The organism is Rahnella sp. PD4, from assembly GCF_049199325.1.
Taxonomy (GTDB): domain Bacteria; phylum Pseudomonadota; class Gammaproteobacteria; order Enterobacterales; family Enterobacteriaceae; genus Rahnella; species Rahnella perminowiae.
In genome coordinates this window covers 161,667-184,822 of the sequence record NZ_JBLZQF010000002.1, presented here as the reverse complement: position 1 = coordinate 184,822, position 23,156 = coordinate 161,667, and the positions used below count along the sequence as shown (strand labels likewise).

The following is a 23,156-nucleotide window of genomic DNA, read 5'->3' as shown; positions in this document are numbered from 1 at the left end:
CGTTATTAAAATCGGTATTCTTTATTAAAATCGGTAAAAGTATTCACCTGGCTTACATGCAACAAAAGAAAAACCGCTACTGAGACTACAGCGTCAACCTCCCGGTTAAAAACGCTTTTCAAAACAAAAGGGCAAAGTCACGCAGACAATCGGACGGGCGGGGCGTGACAGAGCGTTTCGTTTTCAGAACGGGCTGGCATTGCGGGCTTCGATCCGTTCTCCGCTGACGGGATGAACAAAATGCAGTTCACTGGCGTGCAACATCAGTCGCGGAGCCTGTTCAGTGCCCGGCAGCAGGCGTCCGCCATACAGGTCACAGCCCAAAATAGGGTGGCCCAACTGCTGACAGTGAATGCGAAGCTGATGAGTGCGTCCGGTTTCCGGGGTCAGTTGTACCCGGGTCAGTGGCAGTAACGCGCCATTTTCCTGCTCATGATAAAAGCGCTCAACGACCCGGTAGCCGGAGCGGGCGGGCTTGCCATGGATGGCGCAAATCGACATCAGCGGAAACAGCGCCGGGTCTTTGGCAATCGGTGCGTCTGCCACCCCGTCGTTATGTTCGAGATGTCCGCAGAGCAGGGCGCTGTACTGTTTGGTCACTGTGCGCTGGCTGAATTGCTGACAGAGTGCGGCATTGATAGCTTTATTACGCGCAATCACCATCAGACCGGAAGTCCCGAAATCCAGACGGTGGACCAGTGTACAGCCGGGAAATATCTTGACCAGCCGGTGATGTACGGAATCAAGGTTTTGCGGATTTTTCCCCGACAGGCTGAGCAGTCCGGCAGGTTTATTGATAAGCACCAGATGTTCATCCTGATAGAGCGTTTCGATGGGGTCATAACAAGGCGGGGCAATAAAAGTATCGATAATCGCAGACATCGGGTTACCCGGATGAGGAGTGGAAGCGGATAATAGCGAATTTTAAACCGGGTGGCGAATCTTGCGGTTCACCTGACAGAGCAAGGGATAGTAACAGAAAACCCCCGCCGAAGCGGGGAGAGGTTAACGCTTATTTCAGCGCCGCGCCGAGCACCAGAAACAGGCAGTTGAGCACAACCAGCAGGCCGAGCAGTGGCAGCACCCACAACAGATAGCGGGTATAGCTGACTTTGGCCAGCGCCAGTCCGCTCATCACGATGGCTGAGGTGGGCGAAATCATCGCTATTGTACCGACCGCGCACTGAAATGCCGTCACCACCATTTCGCGGCCGACGTCGGTAAAATCTGCCATGGGTGCCAGCACCGGCATCGCCAGTGTCGCCAGCCCGGATGAACTGGGCACCAGGAACGACAGCGGCATGATCAGCAGATACATCATGACGGTGAAGGTGCCGGAAGGCGCGCCGTTCGCCAGACTTTCCATAGAGTGCAGTACCGTGTCGGTGATCTGCGCGTTGTGCATAATTACCGTGATGCCACGCGCCAGCACGATAACCAGCGCGGCTCCCATAAAGTCGGAGATGCCTGCCAGCATCGCGTTGTAGAGCCCGTTGCCGCGCAGGCCGCCCAACAGGCCGGTCACTATCGACATAACAAAAAACAGCGCGGTCAGCTCGGGGAAGTACCAGTCCAGCTGCCAGGACCATGAGGTGGCGTTCGGTCCGGCGATCACCTGCGCCCAGGGAATGATGGCGAAAATCATGAAGACGAACGTGACGGCGAAAGTCAGCATCACGCCTTTCTGGCGGCGGTTCATCGGCGGTGGCAACTGTAATCTGGCCTGCGCCAGTTCCCGGTCCTCAGCGGAAAAGCCCACTACCGAATGTGCGGCGTTGCGCTGCACACGGCGGGCATAGCGCACCACATACAGAATGGCGACGGCCGTCAGCACGATAAACATCGCGAAGCGCAGACCGATGCCGCTGCCCATCGGCACGCCAGCGCCCGCCGAGGCGGCGCCGGTCATGAACGGATTGACCGTGGAGTTCATGTTGCCCACCACCGATCCCACCAGAATCACGCCCACCGCTGTCATGCGATCGAAGCCCAGGCCCAGCAGCAGCGGCACCAGCAGCGCATAGAAGCCCAGTGTCTCTTCGCCCATGCCGTAAGTGGAGCCGCCGATGGCGATAAGCAGCATCACCATGACGATAAGCAGCCCGCCGCGCTGTCTGAAGCGTTGTGCCACGTGTCCGAGACATGCGTCGATCGCGCCGGTTTTGGTCGTTGTGACGATAAAGGCGCCCAGCGACAGCACGTAGAAAAATACGCCGATGGCGCCGAACAGGTTACCGCTCTCGTAGGGACCGACATGGCCAGCGGCATTCTCCACGCCGTAAAGCCCGTTTACCGGTGCCAGAAACAGTTCTTTGATCCGCTGCACGGTGGTCAGCGGACTGGCGGTGACCTGAAAGCTGCCCGCCACCGGGCGACCGTCCGCCATATGGTATTGTCCGGACGGAATGATGAACGTCAGCAGCCAGACGACGGCGGTGATGGCCAGCAGAACAGTGTAAGTGTTGGGAAAGCGCCAGGCTTTACGGGTCGCCGGGGCGGCGGCGTTTTCATATTCAGACATCATGCACCTCGTGAAACGGAACGGACTAATGAAGGGGCGACCAGGCGGCGCGCCAGCGCAACCCCGCCCATGACCGGCGGACATGCTAACAACAGCAGCGACAGCCGGGGATCGTGTTTGCGCAGACGTGCGGCCAGCCGGTCGAACAGCGGCGGCTGATGGCGGATTACGCCGCCAGCCGCCACTACACAGTCGATTCGGGCACCGCGCCGGCACAGCCGGGCGATAAGTTCCGCCAGCGATTCGGCCGCAGCATCGACCACGCCCGCTGCCAGGGGCGAACCGGCCTGCAGGCATTCGAAAATAACGGACGCGTGGCGACTCCAGACGCTGACAGGCTGACGCAGCAGTTGCGACGGCAGATCCAGCAGGTGGTCTGCCCCGAAGGCGCGTGTCAGTGCGATGGCGAGCGGATCGTCGCTGCGTCCCCGATCCCAGTCCGTCAGTACCGCGCGGATCCCTTCACGCACCAGACCGCTGGCACCGCCTTCGTCGCCCACCAGCCAGCCCCAGCCGCCAGCCAGCAGCCAGTGGTCTTCCGGCCCCAGCGCCGCCGCCACCGAACCCGTACCGGCAATCAGCCCGGCCGCGTGTGGCTGGCTGGCGCACAGCGCGACCAGTGCCGCGTCGTTGACCACCTGACATGCGCTGTCGGGAAAGTGACCCGCCATCAGTGCCGTCATGCGTGCGCATTCGTCGGGCGTATCGCAGCCGTGTGCGCCGATGCCTATCGCCCGGGGCGGGGCGGCGAGTCCGGCCTGTCCGGCGGCGAGGGCAATCAGCTCAGCCATGCGCGCGGCCTTGAAGGCATAGCTTTCGCCGCCCCAGCGTCCGGTCGGCCACTGCGCGTCCATCCGCGCCTGTCCGGCGCTGTCTTCGATGCGGATATGAATTTTGCTGCCGCCCACATCCATTCCCAGCCAGCTTTGTGTCATGACACCACCCCGCTGATTTTGGTATCCAGCCGTGCGACAACGCCGGCATCAATATCGCGATCCACAACCCGGCCCAGCGCGATCGCCAGCAGATCCATGACCAGTATTTCCAGCGCCAGGCGCTGCAGCGGCGGCAGGACCGGCAGTTGCACGGTCTCTGTGCCGGGCAGCGACACGGCCTGATCTGTCACAAGCAATATCGGTACGCCGAAGGGTACAAGCTGCTTCGCCAGCAAGATTTCCCGCTCGCCGCCGATCAGCACGTGTGCGGTGCCGTGACCCACGGCATCGGTCATGCCGTGCAGATAGTGGCGCGTCCCCATGCCCATCGCTGCCATTTTCGGCCCTTCGCGCAGCAACAGGGCGCCCTGTTCAGCGGCGCTGAGGCTGGTGCCGCCACCAACGAAATCGATACAGCCGGTGTGACCGGCCTGCTGTGCGAACCGATCCACGGCCGCCCGGGCGGTATGCCTCACTGCGTCCAGTTGCGCGGGTAACTGACGCCAGCCTGCGTTGCAGTCGCGTCCGATCAGCGCATCCGTCAGCAGGCCCAGGCAGACACTGGTGGCCAGCAGCGCCACGGAGGACATGCCGGAATCGATCAGCGTGCCGAGCCAGAGCGTGTCGGCGCTGACCGCCGCCAGCGGCGAGTCTGCCTGATTAACCAGTGCCAGCCGCCGCCCGGGGCGCTGCTGTTCCAGCACTCTCACAACTTCCGGGCTGCGTCCGCTCTGAGAGACGCCCAGATACCAGTCTGCCAGCGGCGGCGTGCCATCAGGCATATCGTCACCATTGCTGCGTAGCGCCCGCAAACCGGCCGCTCGCAGTTCATGTACCGGCGCGGCGAGCACCGCATAAGATGCGCCGATACCGGCGAACAGCAGCGTGCCGCCGCGCAGTGCGGTGATATCCAGCGTGTCCAGCCACGCCTGTGCGCGTTCGCAGGTCGACTCCAGCGCGGCGGCCTGCCGGGCGACGCCCTGGGCGAAAGGGATTAAAATTTCTGTGCCGGTCATGTCATCATTTCCCTGTAGTGTTAAGGATGAAACTTTTATGTCACAAACAACTTCGCACAGTTTGTGCAGTGCGGGAAATGACGTAATAAATCGATAAAAATCAGTAAACTGATGGTTTTTCGTTGCATTTTTCTCGTGCCGTTTCAGCCGGTGCTGACAATTTTCTGCGTGATAACTTGACCGTGAGGCATCATCTCGCGCATAAAACTTGACCTTATTGCCATAACATTGACCGAAATAGTCTGAAGCAGCGGCGGAGTGGCAAGGTAAATAAGTATTCCCTATGATGGCGCGCCGCCCGTTTCGGGCGACTCCGTCCCCCGGTGCACACCGTGCGGTTAACCGCGTAAAGGAGAGAGAATGACCCATTCATCATGGCCGGTGCTGGTGCTGGCCCGCGATCACGACGCGGCAGTGATTAGCCGGGCGCTGAAGCGGCGGCGGCTGCAACGTCTGGCACGTGGCATCTACAGCGGTGACATTGACACCCCTGCCGACATCATCGTCAGACGTTATCTGTGGCAAATCGTCGACTATTTCTTTCCGGAGGCTGTGGTGTGCGGGGCGAGTGCAATGCGTGCCGATCCGGCCGCGGGTGGCGTCATCGAACTCTGTCATTCGCGGCGGCGGCCGGTTGTCCTGCCGGGGATAACGCTGCGTCCTCAGAGTGGCGCGGCGCGCCAGCCTGACGACACGCCGCTGCACGGTTCGCTATGGCTCAGTTCGCCCACGCGTAGTTTGTTGTGGTTTTTCAGCCAGCCGGTGGCCGGCCGCGACAGCGGGCTGCTCTATAGCTGGTGGCGCCGGCAGGAGGCGGAACGCCGTGAGCTGTTGTCTGGTCTGGCGCAGCGTGCTCATACGCTGAATCAGCAGGCGGCTGTGGCGGAGGTGACGGCGTTTTTACGCCAGCGCACCGGAGAGACGACTCTGCCGGACGGGGAGGGGACGGGGCCGTCTCCGGCGCTCAGCGTTACGGCGCAATTGCTGGCGATCGAACTCATCGCGCTGGGCGGTGCGACTCAGTCCGAGCTGACGGCAAGGCTCGGCATGGCCAAAAGCACGGTGTCCACCGGTCTGCAAGAGCTACAACGTCACAGCTCGATCGTCGCCACGGCCGGTGCCAGAGGGCGCGGTGCCAGTGTGTATCAGCTGGCGCGTCAGGCAGGGTGGGTGCTGGGTGCGGATATCGGCAACAGTCAGGCGCTGTTTATCGCCCGTAGTCTGGATGGCCGGCAGCTGGCGCTGCGTCAGTTCACCAATGGCGCGTCCGCGCAGCTTATCATTGCGGCAGCCGACGCCATCGCCGCACTGCGTCAGGAACTGTCCGCCTTTGGTCCGCTGCTGGCGGTGACGGTCGCTTTGCCCAAACCGGTGCGCCCGGATGTGCCGCTTTCCGGACGCGACGGTCCGTCGCAGGCCGGACTCTCGCCGGATGCCATTCTGGCACGGCTGCCGCTACCCGACGGCGTGCATCCGTTGGTGGAGAATAACGTCAACTGTGCGGTGGTGGCCGAAGTTAACCACGGCATCGGCCGGGGGCTGCAGGATGTCGCCTTCCTGCAGATAGGCGAACGCATCGGCTGCGGCATTATAGCCGGGGGCGCGCTGATTCACGGTGCGCGTGGCTGCGCCGGTGAAATCGCCGACCTGCCGTTTCCCTGGAGCGAGCGGGAGAAACCGGGCGAGTTACTGCTTGAGCAGCATCTGGCGCAGCGCGGATTTCTGGATAGCTTCAACGCACAACGGCCGCCGGGCGCTCCGGCGGTACGCTCGCTTGAGGCGCTGCTGGAGCGCGCGGCGCGCGGCGAACCTGTCGCCCAGCAGGCGGCGCAACACTACGGCGAGCAGATCGGTTTTCTGGCGTTAGGTTTGGTGGCGATACTGGATCCGGCCATGATCATTCTCGGCGGCAGCGTCGGCTCGAACCGGCTGATTGTCGCTGCGGCGCGGCGGACAGTTGCCGCCATATCCCCCTATACCACCGTCGCCGCCTCGCAGTTTGGTCATCTGGCGACGGCGGAAGGTGCTGCTCAGCTGGCGCTTGAGGCCGCGCAGCGTAAACTGCTGGGCAAAGCGGTGCGGCCGCGCCAGGGCGACGCGGTCTGATTTGACGCGGACAGGGACAGAAATTGATGCGATGTCCGAACGGAATCGCGAAACGTTAGCGTTAACCGGACCGGATGAGCAGTTGAGTGCGGCAGACATCCAGAATTTCATCAGCCAGAGCGGAATTATCCGGGCAGGCACGGGACAACACCAGGGCACCGACAAGATGGGCGATGGTATCTATCAGGTCAGCGCGCGTGCCATTTTCAGTTCCTAAAATTGCCAGCTGGCGTTCAATTCCGGCGGCAAATGTCGCCTTGATTGACGCAGACTGACGGGCTGTATCGGTGCCCAGTGCCGACATCACACACCCTTTTCCCATATCATCGCGATGTTGTCGGGAGAGGTAGTATTCAATAAATTTTTCCCGGTCCACACCTGCCGTGCTTTCTGCAGAACGCGTAAAACCGCAGCTCATTGCCTCCGCCATCAGATCAGACTTGGAACCAAAGTGCTTGTAAAACCCGCCGTGGGTTAAGCCTGCAGCAGACATCAGTTCCGCAACGCCCACGCCATCGTAACCGCGTTCACGAAAAAGTTCTGAGGCCGTTTCAACAATGCGCATCCGGTTTTCCCGAACCTGCTCTTTTGACACTTTCATGCTTTCCTGCCCTCTCAAAAATAGGGGTTAAGTATACATTGATGATGGTCATAATCAAACCGGTTGACTTTATAGATTATGATCATCATCATTATGCTGACACGTTGACCCACCCCTTAGCAGGTAAATAAACATGACAAATCAACGCTTATTTCAGCCCTATGATCTTGGCGCAATCACACTGGCCAACCGCATCGTGATGGCACCGCTGACACGTAACCGGGCCGCAGCGGGTCTGGTACCGGGCGAACTGGCGGCGACCTACTACGCCCAGCGTGCCACCGCAGGGTTGCTGATTACCGAAGCGACGCAGATCTCCGCACAGGCGCAGGGTTATCAGGATACGCCGGGGATCTACACACAAGCTCAAATCGATGGCTGGCGCAAAGTGACTGACGCCGTGCATGCCAAAGGCGGGCGCATATTTGTACAGCTTTGGCATGTAGGACGAATTTCGCATGTTGATTTGCAGCCTGGTGGCGCTGCGCCGGTCGCACCGTCCGCTATCCGTGCCGGGACGAAGACCTTTGTGAACAATAGTTTTACTGACGTTTCTGAGCCACGTGCGCTTGAATTGCAGGAAATACCGGGGATTATCGATGATTTCAGGAAGGCATCGGCCAATGCCATTGCGGCCGGATTTGACGGCGTAGAGATCCACGGTGCCAATGGTTATCTGCTGGAACAGTTCCTTAAAGATGGTGCTAATCAGCGTACTGATGAATACGGTGGCTCTGTCGGGAATCGTGCGCGCCTGTTGCTGGAAGTCACGGCGGCCGTAAAAGATGAGATCGGTGCAGAACGTACAGGCGTACGTATTTCACCGGTTTCACCTGCTAATGCGATTTCATGCAGTGATCCGCAGCCACAATATGATTACCTCGCTGAACAACTCGATGCATTAGACATCGTATACCTCCATGTGGTTGAAGGCGCGACGGGCGGCCCGCGTGATATATCACCGTTCGATTACGACTCCCTGCGCCGGCGTTTTAAAAACACCTACATCGGCAACAATGGCTATGACCTGGAACTGGCGTCCGCTCAGCTTGCGCAAGGCAAAGCCGATCTGTTCGCGTTTGGTCGCCCGTTCATCGCCAACCCGGATCTGGTCGGCAGGCTGAAGACGGGCGCGCCTCTGGCCTCACTCAATCCTGAAACGCTTTATGGCGGTGGCGCAGCGGGATATACCGATTACCCGTCGCTGACTGAGACCAGCAAGTAAAGCCCTACCTACATCGCACATGGCGGATTCTGTTTACACCTTAATAAAGAAGATCAACTTATGACTAAAGCTTCAGTTCTCATCACAGGCGCATCCACGGGTATTGGTGCTGTTTACGCGGAACGGTTTGCCCGCCGGGGCCACGACCTGGTTCTGGTCGCGCGCGACAACGCGAAGTTAGAAACACTGGCCGCGCGTCTGCGACAGGAAAATGGCATTTCTGTCGACGTTCTGCCTGCCGACCTCACGCAAACGCGTGATTTAGCCGCGGTCGAAGCCCGTCTGCGTGAAGACTCACGGATTGGCATCCTTATCAATAACGCGGGTATCGCGCAGTCCGGCAGTTTTACCGGGCAGACGCCTGATTCGATAGAAAGCCTTATCGCGCTTAACGTCACCGCCCTGACCAGACTGGCCAGCGCCGTGGCACCACGCTTTGTGCAAGCGGGGGAAGGATCGATCGTCAACATCAGTTCTGTCGTAGGCCTGGCCCCGGAATTTGCCATGACGGTTTACGGTGCAACTAAAGCCTTTGTTCTTTTCCTGTCTCAGGGACTGAATGTCGAGCTGTCATCTAAGGGCATTTATGTCCAGGCGGTACTCCCTGCCGGCACTTACACGGAAATCTGGGACCGTGCGGGTATCGACATCAGTAACGCGGCAAAATTCATGGAAGTGGGCGAGTTAGTGGATGCCGCACTGGTGGGCTTTGATCGCCGTGAACAGGTCACCATCCCGCCTTTACATAATGCTGCCCGCTGGGACACCCTCGATGCTTCGCGTCAGGCGCTGCTTTCAGACATCAAACAAGATGAAGTCGCTGAACGATATAAAGCACTTTAGTCAATGAGGTGAACTGTGCAGAACGGTCTTCCGGCGGTTCTGCACAGCGGTAAATCCGACATACATCTCTTACAGCCTGTCCTCTCATCAGCGATGAGAAACCACAAACTCATCATGAAGGCCTTATTCAGCATGACAAAAAAACGTGTAGCACTGGTTACCGGTGCGTCCTCAGGTATTGGCGAAGCATCTGCTCTTAAACTTTTAGCGGCGGGGTATAGGGTATATGGCACGAGCCGGCGTGGTCCTCAGGCGGGAAAGCCTCCGTTTCCGTTACTGACGCTGGATGTGACAGACGACGCTTCTGTCGGGGCCGCCATTGATGAGTTGCTGCGCCTGGAGGGGCGGATCGATGTTCTGGTGAATAATGCGGGTTTCGGGGTCGCGCCGGCGGCGGCGGAAGAAAGTTCTGTCGAGCAGGCCAAACACATTTTCGACACCAACTTCTTGGGCATCGTCAGGTTGAGCCGGGCAGTGATCCCTTATATGCGCCGTCAGGGCAGCGGGCGCATCATTAACATCGGTTCGATACTCGGGATCGTTCCGTTACCTTATGTGGCACTTTATGCTGCCAGTAAGCATGCGGTTGAAGGGTATTCGGGTGCACTGGATCACGAACTGCGCACACAGGGCATCAGAGTTTCTGTCATTGAACCTGCCTACATAAAAACACAGTTTGAAGCCAATAATATCGAGCCGGATGCCAGGCTGGAAGAGTATGACCAGATCCGGGCTAAGCTGGCGAAAGTGGTGAGCAAGGCGATGGCTGAGGCGGAAAGTCCGCAGGTTGTGGCTGACGTGGTGGTTAAAGCGGCTCAGACGTTACGCCCGAAGATGCGTTACACGGCAGGCAAGCTGGCCGGTCAGTTGAATTTTATTCTCAGATTCGCCCCTGCTTCATTTCTGGATAAAGTGGTGCGCAAAAGTCTTCAGCTTGATGCGAAAGCATAAAAAAGACGTTTTTACGATGGGTTATTACCGGGGATTTTTTGCGCGGCAACAGGGCCGCTAAGGAAATTTCATTGGCAAACGCGACAGGGCAAACAACAAATGAAAACTAAGACGATGAAAGCGTTTACGTTTAAACGCTATGGTAAATCCCCAGAGCGGGGATTTGATAACGTAGATTATCCTGCCCCTGATGCTGATGAAATCCTGGTTAAAGTTTATGCGGTGGGTCTGAACCCGATTGATAACATTATCCCAACCGGAATATTTAAGCCGGTTTTGCATTTTAAGCTCCCCGCCACATTGGGCAGCGACTTGTCCGGAGTGGTCATTGCCGTGGGGAGTCGTGTGACGCGTTTCTCCCCAGGCGACGAAGTCTTCGCCAGCATTTTTGACAAGGGAACGGGTTCCCTTGCCGAATTTGCTTTGGTGCCTGAAAGCGCGGCGGCCATGAAACCCGCCAGTCTGGATTTTGTGCAGGCAGCTTCGCTCCCGATGGTGAGCCTCACATCCTGGCAGGCACTGACAGAGCGAGCCGGGCTGCATCCGGGCCAGAAGGTTTTTATTCCGGCAGGTTCAGGGGGAATTGGCAGTTTTGCCATCCAGCTGGCGAAGCATCTTGGCGCAAAGGTGGGGACAACAACCAGTACGGGCAATGTCGAATGGGTGCGTCAGCTTGGCGCAGACGAAGTGGTTGATTATAAAAAGCAAAAATTCGAAAATGTGCTGAGTGGCTACGATATGGTTCTCGGCACTGTCAGAGGCGATTCAATTGAAAAATCTACCCAAATTCTCAGGCCGGGTGGAAAGATTGTTTCTCTCACCGGCCCGTTAGATGCTGCGTTCGCGCGGACCCGGGGATTAAATTTCTTTCTGCGTTTTGTCTTCGGGCTGATGAGCCGCAAGATGATGCGTCTTGCGAAAAAACGAGGGCTGACCTATTCATTTCTCTTTGTCCGTCCTGATGGCGATCAGCTTACTCAAATCGGTAAACTCATAGAGGCTGAACAAATCAGGCCCGTGATCGACAAGGTATTCCCTTTTGCACAAACAAAGGAAGCTCTTGCCTATCTGGGGCAGGGACACGCGAAGGGGAAAGTGGTCGTTAAGATGCAGGAGTCATAACAGGTAAGATTTGAATCTGTTTAAACGAAAATCGACAGGATCAGTCTCTGCTCTTTTGACGGGATATCCTGGCCATTGCGATAGTTAAAATTGTTCGCTTACCTCGGGCTCTTTTTATGTCATCTGTTGAAATGAAATATATCCCGCTTTGTGATCTTCAACATCTCATGGCGATAAACCTCCATCACTAATATCTCCCGTGACGGACATTTTCCAGCATGGCGGAAGATTAACGACAAAAAATTAAAGCCCGCTTAAATCTCCTTAAACGGGCTTCTCTCATGAAACCATCCGGCTTACACCTTCCTTTCTCAAAATGAGCATTTGTTTGCTTTGCCCGACAGAATTCCCCGCTTATTACGTCACAAAAAACATAAGTTCCCATTTTTGTTTACTTCCGTTTTGCTATTTAAGCTATGAGCATCATCACTATTTAACCTGTTTTATACATTTATTCTGAATACAGAGAAGGTGGGTGGCTATGTTTCTTGAAGAGCGTCGGCAACAAATCCTGGAATATCTGGATAAAAATGAGCGGGTAAAAGTGGATGTTTTGGCATCCCTGTTTGCGGTGACCCGAGAAACCATTCGCAATGATCTGAATGTCCTGGCGGCTGAAAAATTGGTTCAGCGCTGTCACGGCGGGGCAATGGTAATCCGGCGAAGTTTGCAGTCAAAGCTGATTACTGACACCGGCGATAACTTTGAAGTGTTGCTACAACGGCTGCAGAGTCAGAAAAGAAAGCAGATTGTGCAACAGGGTAAAGGAAAGAACATGAAAGGTAAGGTGTGTATTCTGGGTTCATTTAACGTCGATATTGTGGCAAAAGTTGAACGTTTTCCAAAAGGCGGGGAATCTCTGCTGGCGCTGGGCAGCACACTCGGCCCCGGCGGCAAAGGGGCTAACCAGGCCACGGCTGTCAGTCGTGCAGGGGCCAAGGTGCATTTCGTTTCCAAGGTGGGTAAGGACCAGTTCAGCCAGTTTGCTTATGATCACCTGACCTCCTCGGAGATTCACTCCTTTACCCTTTATCAGTCGGAAACCGAACCAACCGGCAATGCCATTATTTATGTCTCGCAGGAAAACGGCGAGAACATGATTGCCATTTATTCCGGTGCCAATAAAACCATCAGCGAAGACGAAGTGGCGGCAATCGCACCCGAACTTGAAGATTCGGACGTGCTGCTGGTGCAGCTCGAAAACAACTTTGCCGCTACCTTGAGTGCGATGAAGCTGGCTAAAGCGCTGGGAGTGAAAGTGATACTCAACCCGGCTCCTTTCTCGAACCACGCGCTTGAGTGTCTTGAATATGTTGACGTTATTACCCCTAATGAAACTGAGGCATCGCAGCTGTCCGGCATTGACGTGAAAGATGTAGCCAGTGCCAAAGAGGCTGCACAGCGTATCGTCAGTCAGGGTGCCAGGCGGGTCATTATTACGATGGGATCGCGCGGCGCGCTGCTGCTTGACGGCAATCAGTTCCAGCACATTCCGGCTTTCCCGGCGCTGAGCGTTGATACCACCGGTGCAGGAGACGCCTTCAACGGCGCGCTGGCCTCAGGTATCGCCAATGGGCAAAGTCTGGTGCAGGCGGCGACCTATGCCTCGGCATTTGCCTCGCTGGCAGTCGAACGCGAAGGCGCATCAAACATGCCTGATAACCCCCAGGTTTTGGCACGTCTGGCGCAGCGGTAAATGCTGCGTTCACTCTTTAATTTCCTGTAACGGTCGCTGCTTTGATGCATTGAGTCTGGCGGCCACGTAATCGATTCCGTCTTAAGGAGCAGTAATGACTAAAAGTATTGAAGGTATCGTGCCGGTGATGTTGACCCCTTTCACCGCAGACAACCAGATTGACTACCCTGGCCTGACCCGTTTGATCGACTGGTATCTTGAGAAAGGTGTCGATGCGCTGTTTGCCGTGTGTCAGTCGAGCGAGATGCAATTTCTGACTCTGCAAGAGCGCGTTGAGCTGGCGGAGTTTGTGGTGAAACACGTCGCTGGGCGCGTGCCGGTGATTGCCTCTGGCCACATCAGTGATGATATTAATGACCAAATCAGTGAGCTGAAGGCGATGGCGAAAACCGGAGCCGACGCACTGGTACTGGTCACTAATCATCTTGACCCGAAAAATCAGGGCAGTGAGACCTTCTTCGCCACGCTGGATAAGTTGCTGAGTGTTTTGCCTGAATCTATGCCGCTGGGACTGTATGAGTGTCCTGCACCGTATCGCCGCCTGCTGACCGACGAAGAGCTCACTTACTGCGCTAACACCGGCCGCTTCGTTGTACTGAAAGACGTGAGCTGTGACCTGGCAACCGTTACCCGCCGTGTGAAGCTGGTGGCGAATACGCCGTTGAACATCATTAATGCTAACGCCGCGATCGCTTATCCGGCGATGCAGGCGGGGTCTAAAGGATTCAGCGGCGTGTTCACCAATTTTCATCCCGAGCTTTACAGCTGGCTGTATCACAAGGCGGCAACCCAGCCGCAACTCGCCGATGAGTTAGCCATTTTCCTGTCGCTGGGCGCGGTGACGGAAACATTAGGGTATCCGAAGAATGCCAAGATTTATCATCAGCGTCTGGGCACTTTCGACAGCGAGTTCTGCCGGGTGAATAAAGACAATGTGCTGGAAAAGTTCTGGGGACTGACGGTATTGCTGGATCAAATCCACAGCGGCACTGCGCTGTGGCAGAAAAAAATCGCTGCCGTATAAGAGACGATAGCGGTGAGTGATGCGGATGAGCAGCCGTCTTATCCGCTGATTAATCGCCTGGTCGAATATTCTTGCAAATGATTACGCTTCCGGGCAGTAAGTTTTAATTTATAACATTTTTAGCCGTAATCCGACCCTTGATATAAATAAATATAAAAGGATTATTCAACATGATCGTATGTTGCCTGAGAGACTGGGAACGTGAAAAATTCGCTTTCCATCCGATTATTAATAAAGGTATTGAGTATATTACTCAAACTGATTTCTCAACACTAACACCAGGGAAGTTCGATATTATTCCGGGCAAGATGTTTTGTCTTTTTCAGGAAATGAATACCGTTCCTGCTCATGAAATGCGCGCTGAGTCACATTTCAAGTTTGTCGATATTCAATTTCTCTTGCAGGGAGAAGAAACCATCGGTGTGGCGCGTGGTGCGGCGGAGCATGAGGTGGCAGAAGACCGGGCTGAGAAGCACGATATTGTGTTTTACCAGGAAACGAATAATGAATCGCTGATTCATCTGGAACCCGGCATGTTTGCCGTTTTCTTTCCGCAAGATTTACATCGTCCTTGTTGTAATACCCAAAGCGAGTCTTTTATTCGTAAAGCTGTGATTAAAATTCATCTGAGCCTGTTCAGTGATGCCTTATTTATGAATAACCCATAGTGGATGATTTAAATTATGAAAGATGCTACCTCTTCTCTCGATGCACCTCTGGTTAAAACGGCCGCTCCTGTTGTTTCACGCTTGCGCTGGGGCATTATTTTTATTTTGTTAATGGCGGCAGTGATTAATTATCTCGACCGTGCCAATTTAAGTATCGCCAATACGACTATTGCTAAAGAGTTTGGTTTCAGCCAGACGGAAATGGGTCTGCTGCTGTCGGCATTCCTGTGGCCTTACGCGCTGGCAAACCTGCCGGCGGGCTGGCTGGTTGACCGTTTTGGGCCTAAAAAAATGTTCTCATGGGGCGTGGGCCTGTGGTCCACCTTCACGGTGATGGCAGGTTTCGTTAATGGTTATTCCATGTTCTATGCCCTGCGCATGCTGCTGGGCATATCCGAATCACCGTTCTTTACCTCCGGCATCAAGATCACTCACCGCTGGTTCTCTGACAAAGAGCGCGCGCTGCCGACCTCCATCATCAATACCGGCTCGCAGATTGCCAATGCCATTGCGCCGCCAATCCTGACCGTGCTGCTGTTAACGCTCGGCTGGCGCGGCATGTTTATTGCCATTGGCCTGGCGGGGATTCCGCTGCTGCTGGTCTGGCTGAAATTTTACCGCAATCCGACCGAGCGCGAAGAAAAGGTGATCCACGCCAATTCTCAGTGGGTGCAGAAGTCGGTGACCGACGTTAACGGCAATAACAAGGCGAGCTGGGGGGCGCTGTTCAGACATAAAACCACCTGGTTTATGGTGATCGGTAACTTTTCTATCATGTTTACCATCTGGGTTTACCTGACCTGGCTGCCGGGTTATCTGGAGAAATCGCTGGGCTTTAGCCTGAAACAAACCGGCTGGCTGGCGGCCATTCCGTTCCTGGCGGGGATTTTGGGCGTGCTGTGTGGCGGGGCCATTTCTGACCGTCTTATCCGTCGCGGTGTGAAAACCATTACCGCGCGTAAGGTGCCGATTGTTGCCGGTGCTGCGCTGGCGGCCTGCTTTGTTGCGCCAATACCGTTCGTGCACAGCACAACATTGAGTATCGCACTGTTGTCGATTGGCTACTTCTTCTCGCAGCTGCCGCAGGGTGTGATCTGGACGCTGGCTTCAGACATTGCGCCGAAAGAGCAGGTGGCATCGATGGGGGCAATTCAGAACTTTGGTGGCTTCCTGGGGGCAGCCTGTGCGCCGATCGTCACCGGAATTATCCTTGATGCAACCGGACAGTTCACCAACGTCTTCTTCCTCGGTGCCGGTTTACTGATGTTGGGTGCGCTTAGCTACGGACTGTTCGTGAAAAAGCCGATTCTGGTGACAATGTCGAGATAATGACAACCGTAAGCTGCATTAAACGCCTTGCTATCGGGGTGTTTAATGAGTGCTGTTTTCTGACATTTCTCCGTTCAGAAGTGGACATACCAATCTGAGCGGGGGGACGTCTGACGTAATCGCGGCATGGCGCGATTGCCAAACAATAAACAGCGTGCGAACTCACCCTTAAATCTGCTGAAATTAAAATGTATCGCATATTAGACGCGGGGGCTGAAACCGAGTATTTCAATATTCTGATGGGAAATGTGAAGGTCACCGGCATTAGACAATACCGATGCGGAGGGGGAATGAAAATGCATCGGGAAGACTTTTCACGCTAACTCGTTGAATTTAAATTATACAAAGGTTTGTTCAGTTTTATGAAAATCAAAAAGCCCGCTTAAGTTTCCTTAAGCGGGCTTCTCTAAATGATCCTTATCCATTTGAATGCCAGAGCCCGGATTGCAGACTGGTGAGATTTTCCTTTTTCTCGCAGTCCCTGATAATAAAGTCTGGCCCAGTATGATGAGTTAGCGTAGGTTTTCGCTCCATTGGAACTCAAACCCCTCAAGCAGACATGACAGCCCGCTGTGTGCCACAAGCGGAACTTGCTTACATCATGCTATGTTAGTTTGCTGGGAGCAGGTCAAGATGTTCACTGCGCCTATGCTTCAGCAACACCTGCCAGAACTTTTCAAGGAATAAAGAAATGGCTCGTAAGTATGTTTATGGTGATAAACCAATCCGTACAACAACCGCTGAGATAGTTGAAAACGAGTTTGCTGGAAAGGCTACGGCTGCCCAGGTCGATGCAATTTTAAAGAAAAGATTTCCACATTACAAAGACAATACTTATTTGAATCTGATAGTTAACGCAGTTAACTGCAATCGTGGTCACTGGAGTTTTAACAGGACTGCCAGACGAACAGATGATGCCACCCATCGCCACCATGAATATGATCGACTTTTCAAGCGCGGAAACGTTTTCGAGGTCTATGATTCCGCACTTCATGGTGTGTTTGAAATCTATGAAGCTTCAGACGGCAAATGGCTAACACGTCCGGTTAAAAGTGAGTTTGAAAAGGCCATAGAAACAGCGTCTCAACTTACCTCAGAACAACGTAGAGAGAAGCTGGCTACAGCCAACACCACGCCAGAAAGGGTCATTATAAAGAGCTATACCTTCAAGCGTAATCCCCTCGTTGTAGCAGAGGTATTAGCCTTAGCTGGAGGTAAGTGTCAAAGCTGCCTACGTGATGCACCATTCAAGCGGGAAGATGGTAGACCGTATCTTGAAGTGCATCATGTGGAGTGGCTTGCTAACGGTGGAGAGGACTCTGTTGAAAATGCTATTGCACTCTGTCCGAACTGTCACCGCGAAGCACACTACGGCGCGCTTGTGTTGAAGCCGGCTAACATTAAGTAGTCTTCTTATAGCCCTCAACGTCTGCTCCTCGCTCTCAGCAGACCTTCAGCGTCACGTGTTTGTCTGCTGTGTGCCGGAGCGGACATTCATAGCGAATGATATGGTGATTTCGAGTGAAGGGCAGATCCCAAAACGGGTGGAGGTGATTTTGAGAACGCAGAAAAGATGCATGGGATATGTGGCTATCGTCGTCGACGATTATGACCGAGCGATTGAATATTACACAAGTAAGCTCGGGTTTACGCTTGTTGAAGACACGCCTCAACCTGGCAAGCGCTGGGTGGTTGTGACTCCTAACCCGGAAAGTGACTGTAATCTTCTTCTGGCCCGAGCCTCAAACGATAGGCAGGAAACCTTTATCGGTAATCAGTGTGGCGGCCGGGTGTTCCTTTTCCTTCAGACCGACGATTTTTGGCGCGATTATGACGCTATGAAGACTGCAGGCGTTCAATTTTGCGAGGAACCACGTGAGGAAGAGTACGGGACAGTGGTTGTATTTGAGGATCTCTTTGGAAATCGCTGGGACTTGTACCAGAACAACTAATTTTCCAAAGCGCCTTAGGGCGCTTCTTTAGCTTCAGTTTAGCTATCCATGACTTAGAGTAAATATTTAGAGTAAATACGCTTACATTGATTGTCTGAGCCATTCACTCTGTGTAAGAGAAAAAAGCAGGCTAGGCGGAGCGTCTTTCACATCATGGATCTCTTTTACGTATTGCAACCCGGCTTTTTGAAGAACTTTCTGCGATGCCATGTGATTTCCTCTAACTACGGCAGATATCTCAGTCAGCTTTAACTCACCAAATCCATATCTGACGGAGTATTTCGAAAACTCTGTCGCCAGACCTTTTCCCCATGCCTCTGTGGCGAAACGATATCCTAAGTTATTAATTACGATATCTGCATAACTGCTGATGCTCAGACCTCCAAAACAATGATCCTTTCAGGACTATCCTGCAAAGAGATTGCCCAGTTTCCAAAACTGTGAGTTTCCCAGTGGTTGATCCAGCGAGCTAAAACAGTTTGTGCATGTTGCATGTCAGGATATGGCCCTGCGGGGTTAAAGGTGTTCGTAGCCGGGTCGCCATAAATTCTGAAAAGGTCATCCAAGTCAGATGTAGTTACGGGGCGAAGATGCAGTCTGGTGAGTTGTAGTTGCAAAATAATTTCCTAAATAATGTGTTCATTAGGTTAGTTATATATCTGTTTTTATAGTTAGGAAAAAGCAGGTTCGCGGTAAGCCTTTGACATTACGCAGGTATAAAAAACACAGGCCAAATCCCCAACTGCGCTGGCTGTCAGTGATGCGGAGCAGCCACTCAGCAATGAGGTCATTTTCCTCATTCAGATGAGGCTGATAGCGATAACAGCTTTCACTGACAACAAACAACTGGCAGGCAAAACGCACACTGACGTTTCGGTTTCTGACCGCGTCCTGTGCCATCTGCTTTCGACGCGATGGCGTCACCACTTTTTTGCCATGGCCTCCTGAATAATTTCGGCTTTGAGGCGTTCTTCAGCATACATTTTTTTGAGGCGACGGTTTTCGTCTTCCAGTTCGTCTAATCCATTGACCGTCGGTCGGTCAATGGATTAGACTTGAACAAAATCACTCCACTATTTAAGGATCTGGAATGCGTTTAAGTCGCCGTCACGCCGCGCTTGCTGCTGCTTACATTGGTACTTTCCTTGCCTCGCTAGATATTAGTATTGTTAATGTTGCTCTACCTACGATGCAGAGTGCGCTGCATACTGACATTGCAGGTCTGCAGTGGGTGATTAATGCCTATGCCGTTTGCCTTTCTGCTTTTATGCTGTCTGCAGGTCCGTTGGCAGATCGCTATGGCCATAAGCGTGTTTGGGTGAGCGGCGTAATACTGTTTACCTGTGGCTCTGTTTTGTGTGGACTCGCACCCAATATTGGCATGCTACTCGCGGGGCGGGCAGTCCAGGGGATAGGTGCAGCGTTATTGATTTCCGGAGCTATGCCAATCTTGTCGCACGCTTTTACCGACGCAAGACAGCGGGCACATGCGATCGGGGGATGGTCTGCTTTTAGCGCCTTGGCACTGATCCTCGGACCGTTGCTCGGAGGCATACTGCTACAGTGGCTGGGATGGCAAAGTATTTTTTTGGTCAATACTCCACTATGTCTGGTGGCAATAGCGGCAGGGCTCTGGGGGATAACTGAACGTAAATATCCTGAGCATGCGGCGATGGATAAGCTGGGCCAGATGCTGGGGATTTTGTCTTTAGGAGCGTTAGCCTGGGGGATGATTGAGGCAGGTAATTACGGTTTTAGCGACAGATTGCCACTGATTATCCTCGCGTTTGCTGTGGCGGGTTTTATTCTGTTTGCTATGGTCGAGATGCGAACACCGCGTCCATTGCTACCGCTGGTATTGCTGCGAGAAAAGGCGTTTGTCATCGTTAACCTAGCGTCATTTATCCTTGGTTTTTCATACTATAGCTGCCTATTCTTCTTCTCTATTTTTCTGCAACAAATCCAGGGCTGGGCGCCGGTTGAAGCAGGCTGGCGTATGTTACCGTTATTCGCCGTCACGGGTCTGGTATCGCTGTTGTTTGGTCGCATCAGTCTAAAACTGCCGATGCGCGAATTACTGGTCATCGGTTATGGTCTGGCAGGCCTGTCGATGGTAGCGATGGTGCAAATAGATGCTGAGACCTCTTACTGGATAGTTGGGACGTTATTTACCCTACTGGGCGCGGGGGCTGGGTTGGCCGTGCCCGGCATCGGCATGCTGGTGATGGGCATGGCTCCCACAGAGCAAGCCGGTTCAGTTTCCGCCATGATGAATGCGCTACGTCAGGCCGGGATGACGGTAGGTATCGCTTTACTTGGTACGCTAATGACCGGGCGCGCCATAAGCACTCTTACAGCGTCCCTTAGTACCAATGGTATTGACGACGCGGGACATATTGCCCATCTGGCGGTGACGAGACATATCCCCTCTACGACCCTCGCTGATTTTAGCTTTCGGTATACTTCAGCAATGGCGAGCGGCTTTCATTTAGCCATGCTGTGCGCCGGAGGCGTCTGTTTAGCCGCCATGGCATTATTGATGCGCATGAAGCCAATAAAAAAGCTGGGGTGAGGTTATCCTGCAGGTTAGTGATTGCTTACGGAATCTTTAGACTTTATTGCATAATGCGCACTCAGACAGGCTCCAACGACTCGGCAATAGGGTCAATATTGTCTATGATAGAAGTTAAGTTTTAGATGATAAAATTGTTGCCATGAAAACTAAGAAAACCAGCTCAGTGCCGCGAACTAAACCCGCGGAAGTACGTCTTGATGAACTGATGGATGCCGCGCAGCATTTGTTCATCACGAAGGGGATAGAATCCACCACCGTTAGCGAAATCGTACGCGATGCCCAGGTAGCAAAGGGCACCTTCTATCATTATTTCCCCTCAAAAAACGAGATGCTCTCCGCACTAAGAGAACGTTTTACCCAAATTTTTATCGAGCGAATTCAACAAGCTGTCGACAATTGCCCTTCTAATGACAGCATCGCACGGTTGCGAGCCTGGTGCGATGCAGGGATTGCTGCCTATTTTGACGGGATGGACGTTCATGACGCCTTGTATCACGATCATCATTACCCTACTCGTAGTAATAAGGATCGCGACGCAGTTGTCGAACAAATTTTAACCATCCTTAATGATGGCAGCGCCTGTGGTGCCTGGAAGCTTGCTAATCCACGTTTGACGGCCATCATCATGTACCATGGGATGCATGGGGCAGTGGATGATGCAATGGCAAGCGATCAAGACGAAAAAAACAAACTTTCTCACCAGTTGACAGAGGAATTCCTGCGTTTGATTAGTCCGGTACATCCATAATCAATGAAAGAGACGATGCAGATGGGATGGCGGTAGGCCATCCCATTTTTTTGATCACCAACGATAATCAATGGTGGCGGTTATAGTCTGACCACCAAATTTTCCCGGAGCGGAGGGAAAACTGTAAATGCATCGGGAAGACTTTTGACATTCACTGATTGCATCAAAGTCACACAGACCTGGGCACCGGGCATGAAAAGCAAAAAGCCCGCTTAAGTTTCCTTAAGCGGGCTTCTCTAAATTTGGCTCCTCTGACTGGACTCGAACCAGTGACATACGGATTAACAGTCCGCCGTTCTACCGACTGAACTACAGAGGAATCGTTGGAACGGGGCGAATAATAACGACTGCCCCGTGGCATGTCAAAGGGGAAACTGTATAAATGCGTGCGTTTGCTGGTACTTTAGCCAACTTGTTGAGAATAGAGTCAAAAAGGCCCGCTTTCATATTGAGTCAGGTATTTTTCGGTCTTAACGCAATGCGCGACAAGCGCGGGTGATCCGCTCGCAGGCTTCCTGCAACCGGTTGTCATCAATGGCATAAGCAATACGCAGATAACCCGGCGCTCCAAAAGCAGAACCCTGAAGCGTGGCAACGTGGCCTGATTGCAGCAAATAAGCGGCAAAATCTTCATCTGTCTTGAGAATATCACCTGAAGGTGTCGTTTTACCTGACATCCCCTGACAATTAGCGAAAACGTAAAATGCGCCCGGCGGCGCTTCGGCACTGAGGCCGTCAATGGCATTCACGCAGTTCATGATCAAGGCGCGGCGGTGCGTCAGGATGTCGATCCATTCTGTGATGAATTCATTGCCCTGTTCCAGAGCGGCAACAGTCGCGGCCTGAGAAATGGAGCTGGGGTTGGAAGTGCTTTGCGACTGCAAAATTTGCATGGCAGAAATCAGCCACGCGGGGCCGCCTGCATAACCCAAACGCCAGCCGGTCATTGAATAACCTTTAGAAACACCGTTTACGGTCAGGATACGTTCTTTCAGACGAGGCTCGACTTCGGCGAGTGTGGCGAAAATACCGGGCACAAAACAAATTTGTTCGTAGATGTCGTCTGCCATCACCAGCACCTGCGGGTGCTCCAGCAGAACGGCGGCCAGTGCGTGGAGTTCGGCAGCTGAATAGACTGCACCGGTCGGATTGTTCGGGGAGTTGAGGATTACCCAACGTGTTTTCGGGGTGATTGCGGCGGCTAAAACTTCCGGCTGCAATTTCCAGCCATCACTTTCCAGACAATGAACAATCCGCAGTTCACCTTCCGACAGTGCCACCATATCCGGATAAGACACCCAGTAAGGGGCAGGAATAATCACCTGATCGCCAGACGAAACGGTGGCCAAAAGTGCGTTAAAAATGAGTTGCTTGGCGCCACTTCCCGCGATGACTTCGTCCGGGCGGTAACTGATCCTATTTTCACGCTTAAACTTAGCCATGATGGCTTGTTTAAGCGCGGCGGTACCGGCAACGGCAGTGTATTTTGTGTCACCTTGTACAATCGCGTCGATGCCAGCTTGCTTAATATGTGCGGGAGTATCGAAATCCAGCTCACCTTCGCCCAGGTTGATGACATCAGTACCCGCCGCGCTGAGCGCACGAACCTGGTCGGAAATCACCGCTGTCGGCGAAGGGCGCACACGACGCAAACGAGGTGCAAGAAATTCAGCAGACATTGTTTCCCCTGTATGAACAATAACAAAATTGTATTATGTGAATCATTAAAACCAATTTAAACTTACCATTCTTCTTTTTGCTTTGCTCATGATTTCTGCGTACTGAGCTGTATTTTACTGACGAAAACGGCAGGGCTGCGGGGTATTGCTGGCGATGAGCCTGCG

The 23,156-nt window shown here is 53.7% G+C and carries 19 protein-coding genes, 1 tRNA gene and 2 pseudogenes; 13 read left to right on the top strand and 9 right to left on the bottom strand.

The window, feature by feature from the left end; translation table 11 throughout:
- Positions 1-183: 183 nt before the first annotated feature.
- The 4 genes from ACOZIO_RS05595 to ACOZIO_RS05580 form a co-directional block, all read right to left on the bottom strand.
- Positions 184-882, bottom strand: coding sequence for an RluA family pseudouridine synthase (locus ACOZIO_RS05595; protein ID WP_129952584.1), 699 nt, complete (start codon positions 880-882; stop codon positions 184-186).
- A gap of 130 nt (positions 883-1,012) precedes the next feature.
- Complete coding sequence (locus tag ACOZIO_RS05590; RefSeq protein ID WP_129952790.1) at positions 1,013-2,521, bottom strand: YfcC family protein; 1,509 nt, start codon at positions 2,519-2,521, stop codon at positions 1,013-1,015.
- On the bottom strand, positions 2,521-3,456 hold the full coding sequence (locus tag ACOZIO_RS05585) for a BadF/BadG/BcrA/BcrD ATPase family protein (protein ID WP_129952585.1): 936 nt from the start codon (positions 3,454-3,456) through the stop codon (positions 2,521-2,523). The genes ACOZIO_RS05590 and ACOZIO_RS05585 overlap by 1 nt, the downstream gene beginning before the upstream one ends.
- Positions 3,453-4,841, bottom strand: a complete 1,389-nt coding sequence (locus ACOZIO_RS05580; RefSeq protein WP_129991162.1) for an SIS domain-containing protein — start codon at positions 4,839-4,841, stop codon at positions 3,453-3,455. Before ACOZIO_RS05580 ends, ACOZIO_RS05585 begins: the two co-directional genes overlap by 4 nt.
- Between ACOZIO_RS05580 and ACOZIO_RS05575 the strand changes: the two genes are divergently transcribed.
- The gene (locus tag ACOZIO_RS05575) at positions 4,833-6,578 is read left to right on the top strand and encodes an ROK family transcriptional regulator (protein WP_258453607.1); all 1,746 of its coding nucleotides are present in this window, start codon (positions 4,833-4,835) and stop codon (positions 6,576-6,578) included. The two genes, ACOZIO_RS05580 and ACOZIO_RS05575, sit on opposite strands and share 9 nt — an antisense overlap.
- 61 nt (positions 6,579-6,639) lie before the next feature.
- On the opposite strand, the gene ACOZIO_RS05570 is transcribed toward ACOZIO_RS05575, so the two are convergent.
- Complete coding sequence (locus ACOZIO_RS05570; protein ID WP_421595061.1) at positions 6,640-7,179, bottom strand: TetR/AcrR family transcriptional regulator; 540 nt, start codon at positions 7,177-7,179, stop codon at positions 6,640-6,642.
- Between the two features lie 133 nt (positions 7,180-7,312).
- On the opposite strand from ACOZIO_RS05570, the gene ACOZIO_RS05565 reads away from it, so the two are divergent.
- The 10 genes from ACOZIO_RS05565 to ACOZIO_RS05520 all read left to right on the top strand — a co-directional run bounded on the left by ACOZIO_RS05565 (position 7,313) and on the right by ACOZIO_RS05520 (position 17,989).
- Positions 7,313-8,404, top strand: a complete 1,092-nt coding sequence (locus ACOZIO_RS05565) for an alkene reductase (RefSeq protein ID WP_421595060.1) — start codon at positions 7,313-7,315, stop codon at positions 8,402-8,404.
- 60 nt (positions 8,405-8,464) lie between these two features.
- Positions 8,465-9,247, top strand: a complete 783-nt coding sequence (locus ACOZIO_RS05560; RefSeq protein WP_217219657.1) for an SDR family NAD(P)-dependent oxidoreductase — start codon at positions 8,465-8,467, stop codon at positions 9,245-9,247.
- A 132-nt stretch (positions 9,248-9,379) separates the two neighbouring features.
- The gene (locus ACOZIO_RS05555) at positions 9,380-10,198 is read left to right on the top strand and encodes an oxidoreductase (protein ID WP_421595059.1); all 819 of its coding nucleotides are present in this window, start codon (positions 9,380-9,382) and stop codon (positions 10,196-10,198) included.
- 99 nt (positions 10,199-10,297) lie between these two features.
- Entirely contained in the window at positions 10,298-11,320 is a 1,023-nt protein-coding gene (locus ACOZIO_RS05550) for an NADP-dependent oxidoreductase (RefSeq protein WP_421595057.1), read from the top strand.
- A gap of 481 nt (positions 11,321-11,801) precedes the next feature.
- Complete coding sequence (gene rbsK / locus ACOZIO_RS05545; RefSeq protein WP_217159200.1) at positions 11,802-13,016, top strand: ribokinase; 1,215 nt, start codon at positions 11,802-11,804, stop codon at positions 13,014-13,016.
- A gap of 94 nt (positions 13,017-13,110) precedes the next feature.
- Entirely contained in the window at positions 13,111-14,040 is a 930-nt protein-coding gene (locus ACOZIO_RS05540) for a dihydrodipicolinate synthase family protein (protein WP_129952594.1), read from the top strand.
- A 170-nt stretch (positions 14,041-14,210) separates the two neighbouring features.
- On the top strand, positions 14,211-14,708 hold the full coding sequence (locus ACOZIO_RS05535; protein WP_129952595.1) for a YhcH/YjgK/YiaL family protein: 498 nt from the start codon (positions 14,211-14,213) through the stop codon (positions 14,706-14,708).
- 15 nt (positions 14,709-14,723) lie between these two features.
- Positions 14,724-16,037 carry an MFS transporter gene (locus tag ACOZIO_RS05530; protein WP_165383714.1) on the top strand — a complete coding sequence of 438 codons (1,314 nt, stop codon included), beginning with the start codon at positions 14,724-14,726 and terminating at the stop codon, positions 16,035-16,037.
- Positions 16,038-16,728: 691 nt separating this feature from the next.
- On the top strand, positions 16,729-17,445 hold the full coding sequence (locus tag ACOZIO_RS05525) for an HNH endonuclease (protein WP_122096917.1): 717 nt from the start codon (positions 16,729-16,731) through the stop codon (positions 17,443-17,445).
- Positions 17,446-17,593: 148 nt separating this feature from the next.
- A complete protein-coding gene (locus tag ACOZIO_RS05520) occupies positions 17,594-17,989 on the top strand; it encodes a VOC family protein (RefSeq protein ID WP_421595192.1) in 396 nt (131 codons plus the stop codon).
- 81 nt (positions 17,990-18,070) lie between these two features.
- On the opposite strand, the pseudogene ACOZIO_RS05515 reads toward ACOZIO_RS05520, so the two are convergent.
- Together ACOZIO_RS05515 and ACOZIO_RS05510 are read right to left on the bottom strand one after the other, a co-directional pair.
- A pseudogene (locus tag ACOZIO_RS05515) lies at positions 18,071-18,606 on the bottom strand (GNAT family N-acetyltransferase).
- Between the two features lie 79 nt (positions 18,607-18,685).
- Positions 18,686-19,011: pseudogene (locus tag ACOZIO_RS05510) on the bottom strand (IS3 family transposase); the annotation flags it as partial.
- A 68-nt stretch (positions 19,012-19,079) separates the two neighbouring features.
- Between ACOZIO_RS05510 and ACOZIO_RS05505 the strand changes: the two are divergent.
- Positions 19,080-20,561: an MFS transporter gene (locus ACOZIO_RS05505; RefSeq protein WP_266062035.1), complete on the top strand. Its 1,482-nt coding sequence runs from the start codon at positions 19,080-19,082 to the stop codon at positions 20,559-20,561.
- A gap of 142 nt (positions 20,562-20,703) precedes the next feature.
- Positions 20,704-21,312, top strand: a complete 609-nt coding sequence (locus ACOZIO_RS05500) for a TetR/AcrR family transcriptional regulator (protein ID WP_235172998.1) — start codon at positions 20,704-20,706, stop codon at positions 21,310-21,312.
- A 243-nt stretch (positions 21,313-21,555) separates the two neighbouring features.
- Here the strand turns inward: ACOZIO_RS05500 and ACOZIO_RS05495 are convergent.
- Positions 21,556-21,631: transfer RNA gene (locus ACOZIO_RS05495), tRNA-Asn, on the bottom strand.
- A gap of 151 nt (positions 21,632-21,782) precedes the next feature.
- Positions 21,783-22,991: an aminotransferase class I/II-fold pyridoxal phosphate-dependent enzyme gene (locus ACOZIO_RS05490; protein WP_421595054.1), complete on the bottom strand. Its 1,209-nt coding sequence runs from the start codon at positions 22,989-22,991 to the stop codon at positions 21,783-21,785.
- Positions 22,992-23,156: the final 165 nt, after the last annotated feature.

What these genes read in the sequence shown, in the direction of transcription:
- ACOZIO_RS05595 (WP_129952584.1), bottom strand. Translation starts at nt 882, where the DNA reads ATGTCTGCGATTATCGATACTTTTATTGCCCCGCCTTGTTATGACCCC.
- ACOZIO_RS05590 (WP_129952790.1), bottom strand. Translation starts at nt 2,521, where the DNA reads ATGTCTGAATATGAAAACGCCGCCGCCCCGGCGACCCGTAAAGCCTGG.
- ACOZIO_RS05585 (WP_129952585.1), bottom strand. Translation starts at nt 3,456, where the DNA reads ATGACACAAAGCTGGCTGGGAATGGATGTGGGCGGCAGCAAAATTCAT.
- ACOZIO_RS05575 (WP_258453607.1), top strand. Translation starts at nt 4,833, where the DNA reads ATGACCCATTCATCATGGCCGGTGCTGGTGCTGGCCCGCGATCACGAC.
- ACOZIO_RS05580 (WP_129991162.1), bottom strand. Translation starts at nt 4,841, where the DNA reads ATGGGTCATTCTCTCTCCTTTACGCGGTTAACCGCACGGTGTGCACCG.
- ACOZIO_RS05570 (WP_421595061.1), bottom strand. Translation starts at nt 7,179, where the DNA reads ATGAAAGTGTCAAAAGAGCAGGTTCGGGAAAACCGGATGCGCATTGTT.
- ACOZIO_RS05565 (WP_421595060.1), top strand. Translation starts at nt 7,313, where the DNA reads ATGACAAATCAACGCTTATTTCAGCCCTATGATCTTGGCGCAATCACA.
- ACOZIO_RS05560 (WP_217219657.1), top strand. Translation starts at nt 8,465, where the DNA reads ATGACTAAAGCTTCAGTTCTCATCACAGGCGCATCCACGGGTATTGGT.
- ACOZIO_RS05555 (WP_421595059.1), top strand. Translation starts at nt 9,380, where the DNA reads ATGACAAAAAAACGTGTAGCACTGGTTACCGGTGCGTCCTCAGGTATT.
- ACOZIO_RS05550 (WP_421595057.1), top strand. Translation starts at nt 10,298, where the DNA reads ATGAAAACTAAGACGATGAAAGCGTTTACGTTTAAACGCTATGGTAAA.
- rbsK (WP_217159200.1), top strand. Translation starts at nt 11,802, where the DNA reads ATGTTTCTTGAAGAGCGTCGGCAACAAATCCTGGAATATCTGGATAAA.
- ACOZIO_RS05540 (WP_129952594.1), top strand. Translation starts at nt 13,111, where the DNA reads ATGACTAAAAGTATTGAAGGTATCGTGCCGGTGATGTTGACCCCTTTC.
- ACOZIO_RS05535 (WP_129952595.1), top strand. Translation starts at nt 14,211, where the DNA reads ATGATCGTATGTTGCCTGAGAGACTGGGAACGTGAAAAATTCGCTTTC.
- ACOZIO_RS05530 (WP_165383714.1), top strand. Translation starts at nt 14,724, where the DNA reads ATGAAAGATGCTACCTCTTCTCTCGATGCACCTCTGGTTAAAACGGCC.
- ACOZIO_RS05525 (WP_122096917.1), top strand. Translation starts at nt 16,729, where the DNA reads ATGGCTCGTAAGTATGTTTATGGTGATAAACCAATCCGTACAACAACC.
- ACOZIO_RS05505 (WP_266062035.1), top strand. Translation starts at nt 19,080, where the DNA reads ATGCGTTTAAGTCGCCGTCACGCCGCGCTTGCTGCTGCTTACATTGGT.
- ACOZIO_RS05500 (WP_235172998.1), top strand. Translation starts at nt 20,704, where the DNA reads ATGAAAACTAAGAAAACCAGCTCAGTGCCGCGAACTAAACCCGCGGAA.
- ACOZIO_RS05490 (WP_421595054.1), bottom strand. Translation starts at nt 22,991, where the DNA reads ATGTCTGCTGAATTTCTTGCACCTCGTTTGCGTCGTGTGCGCCCTTCG.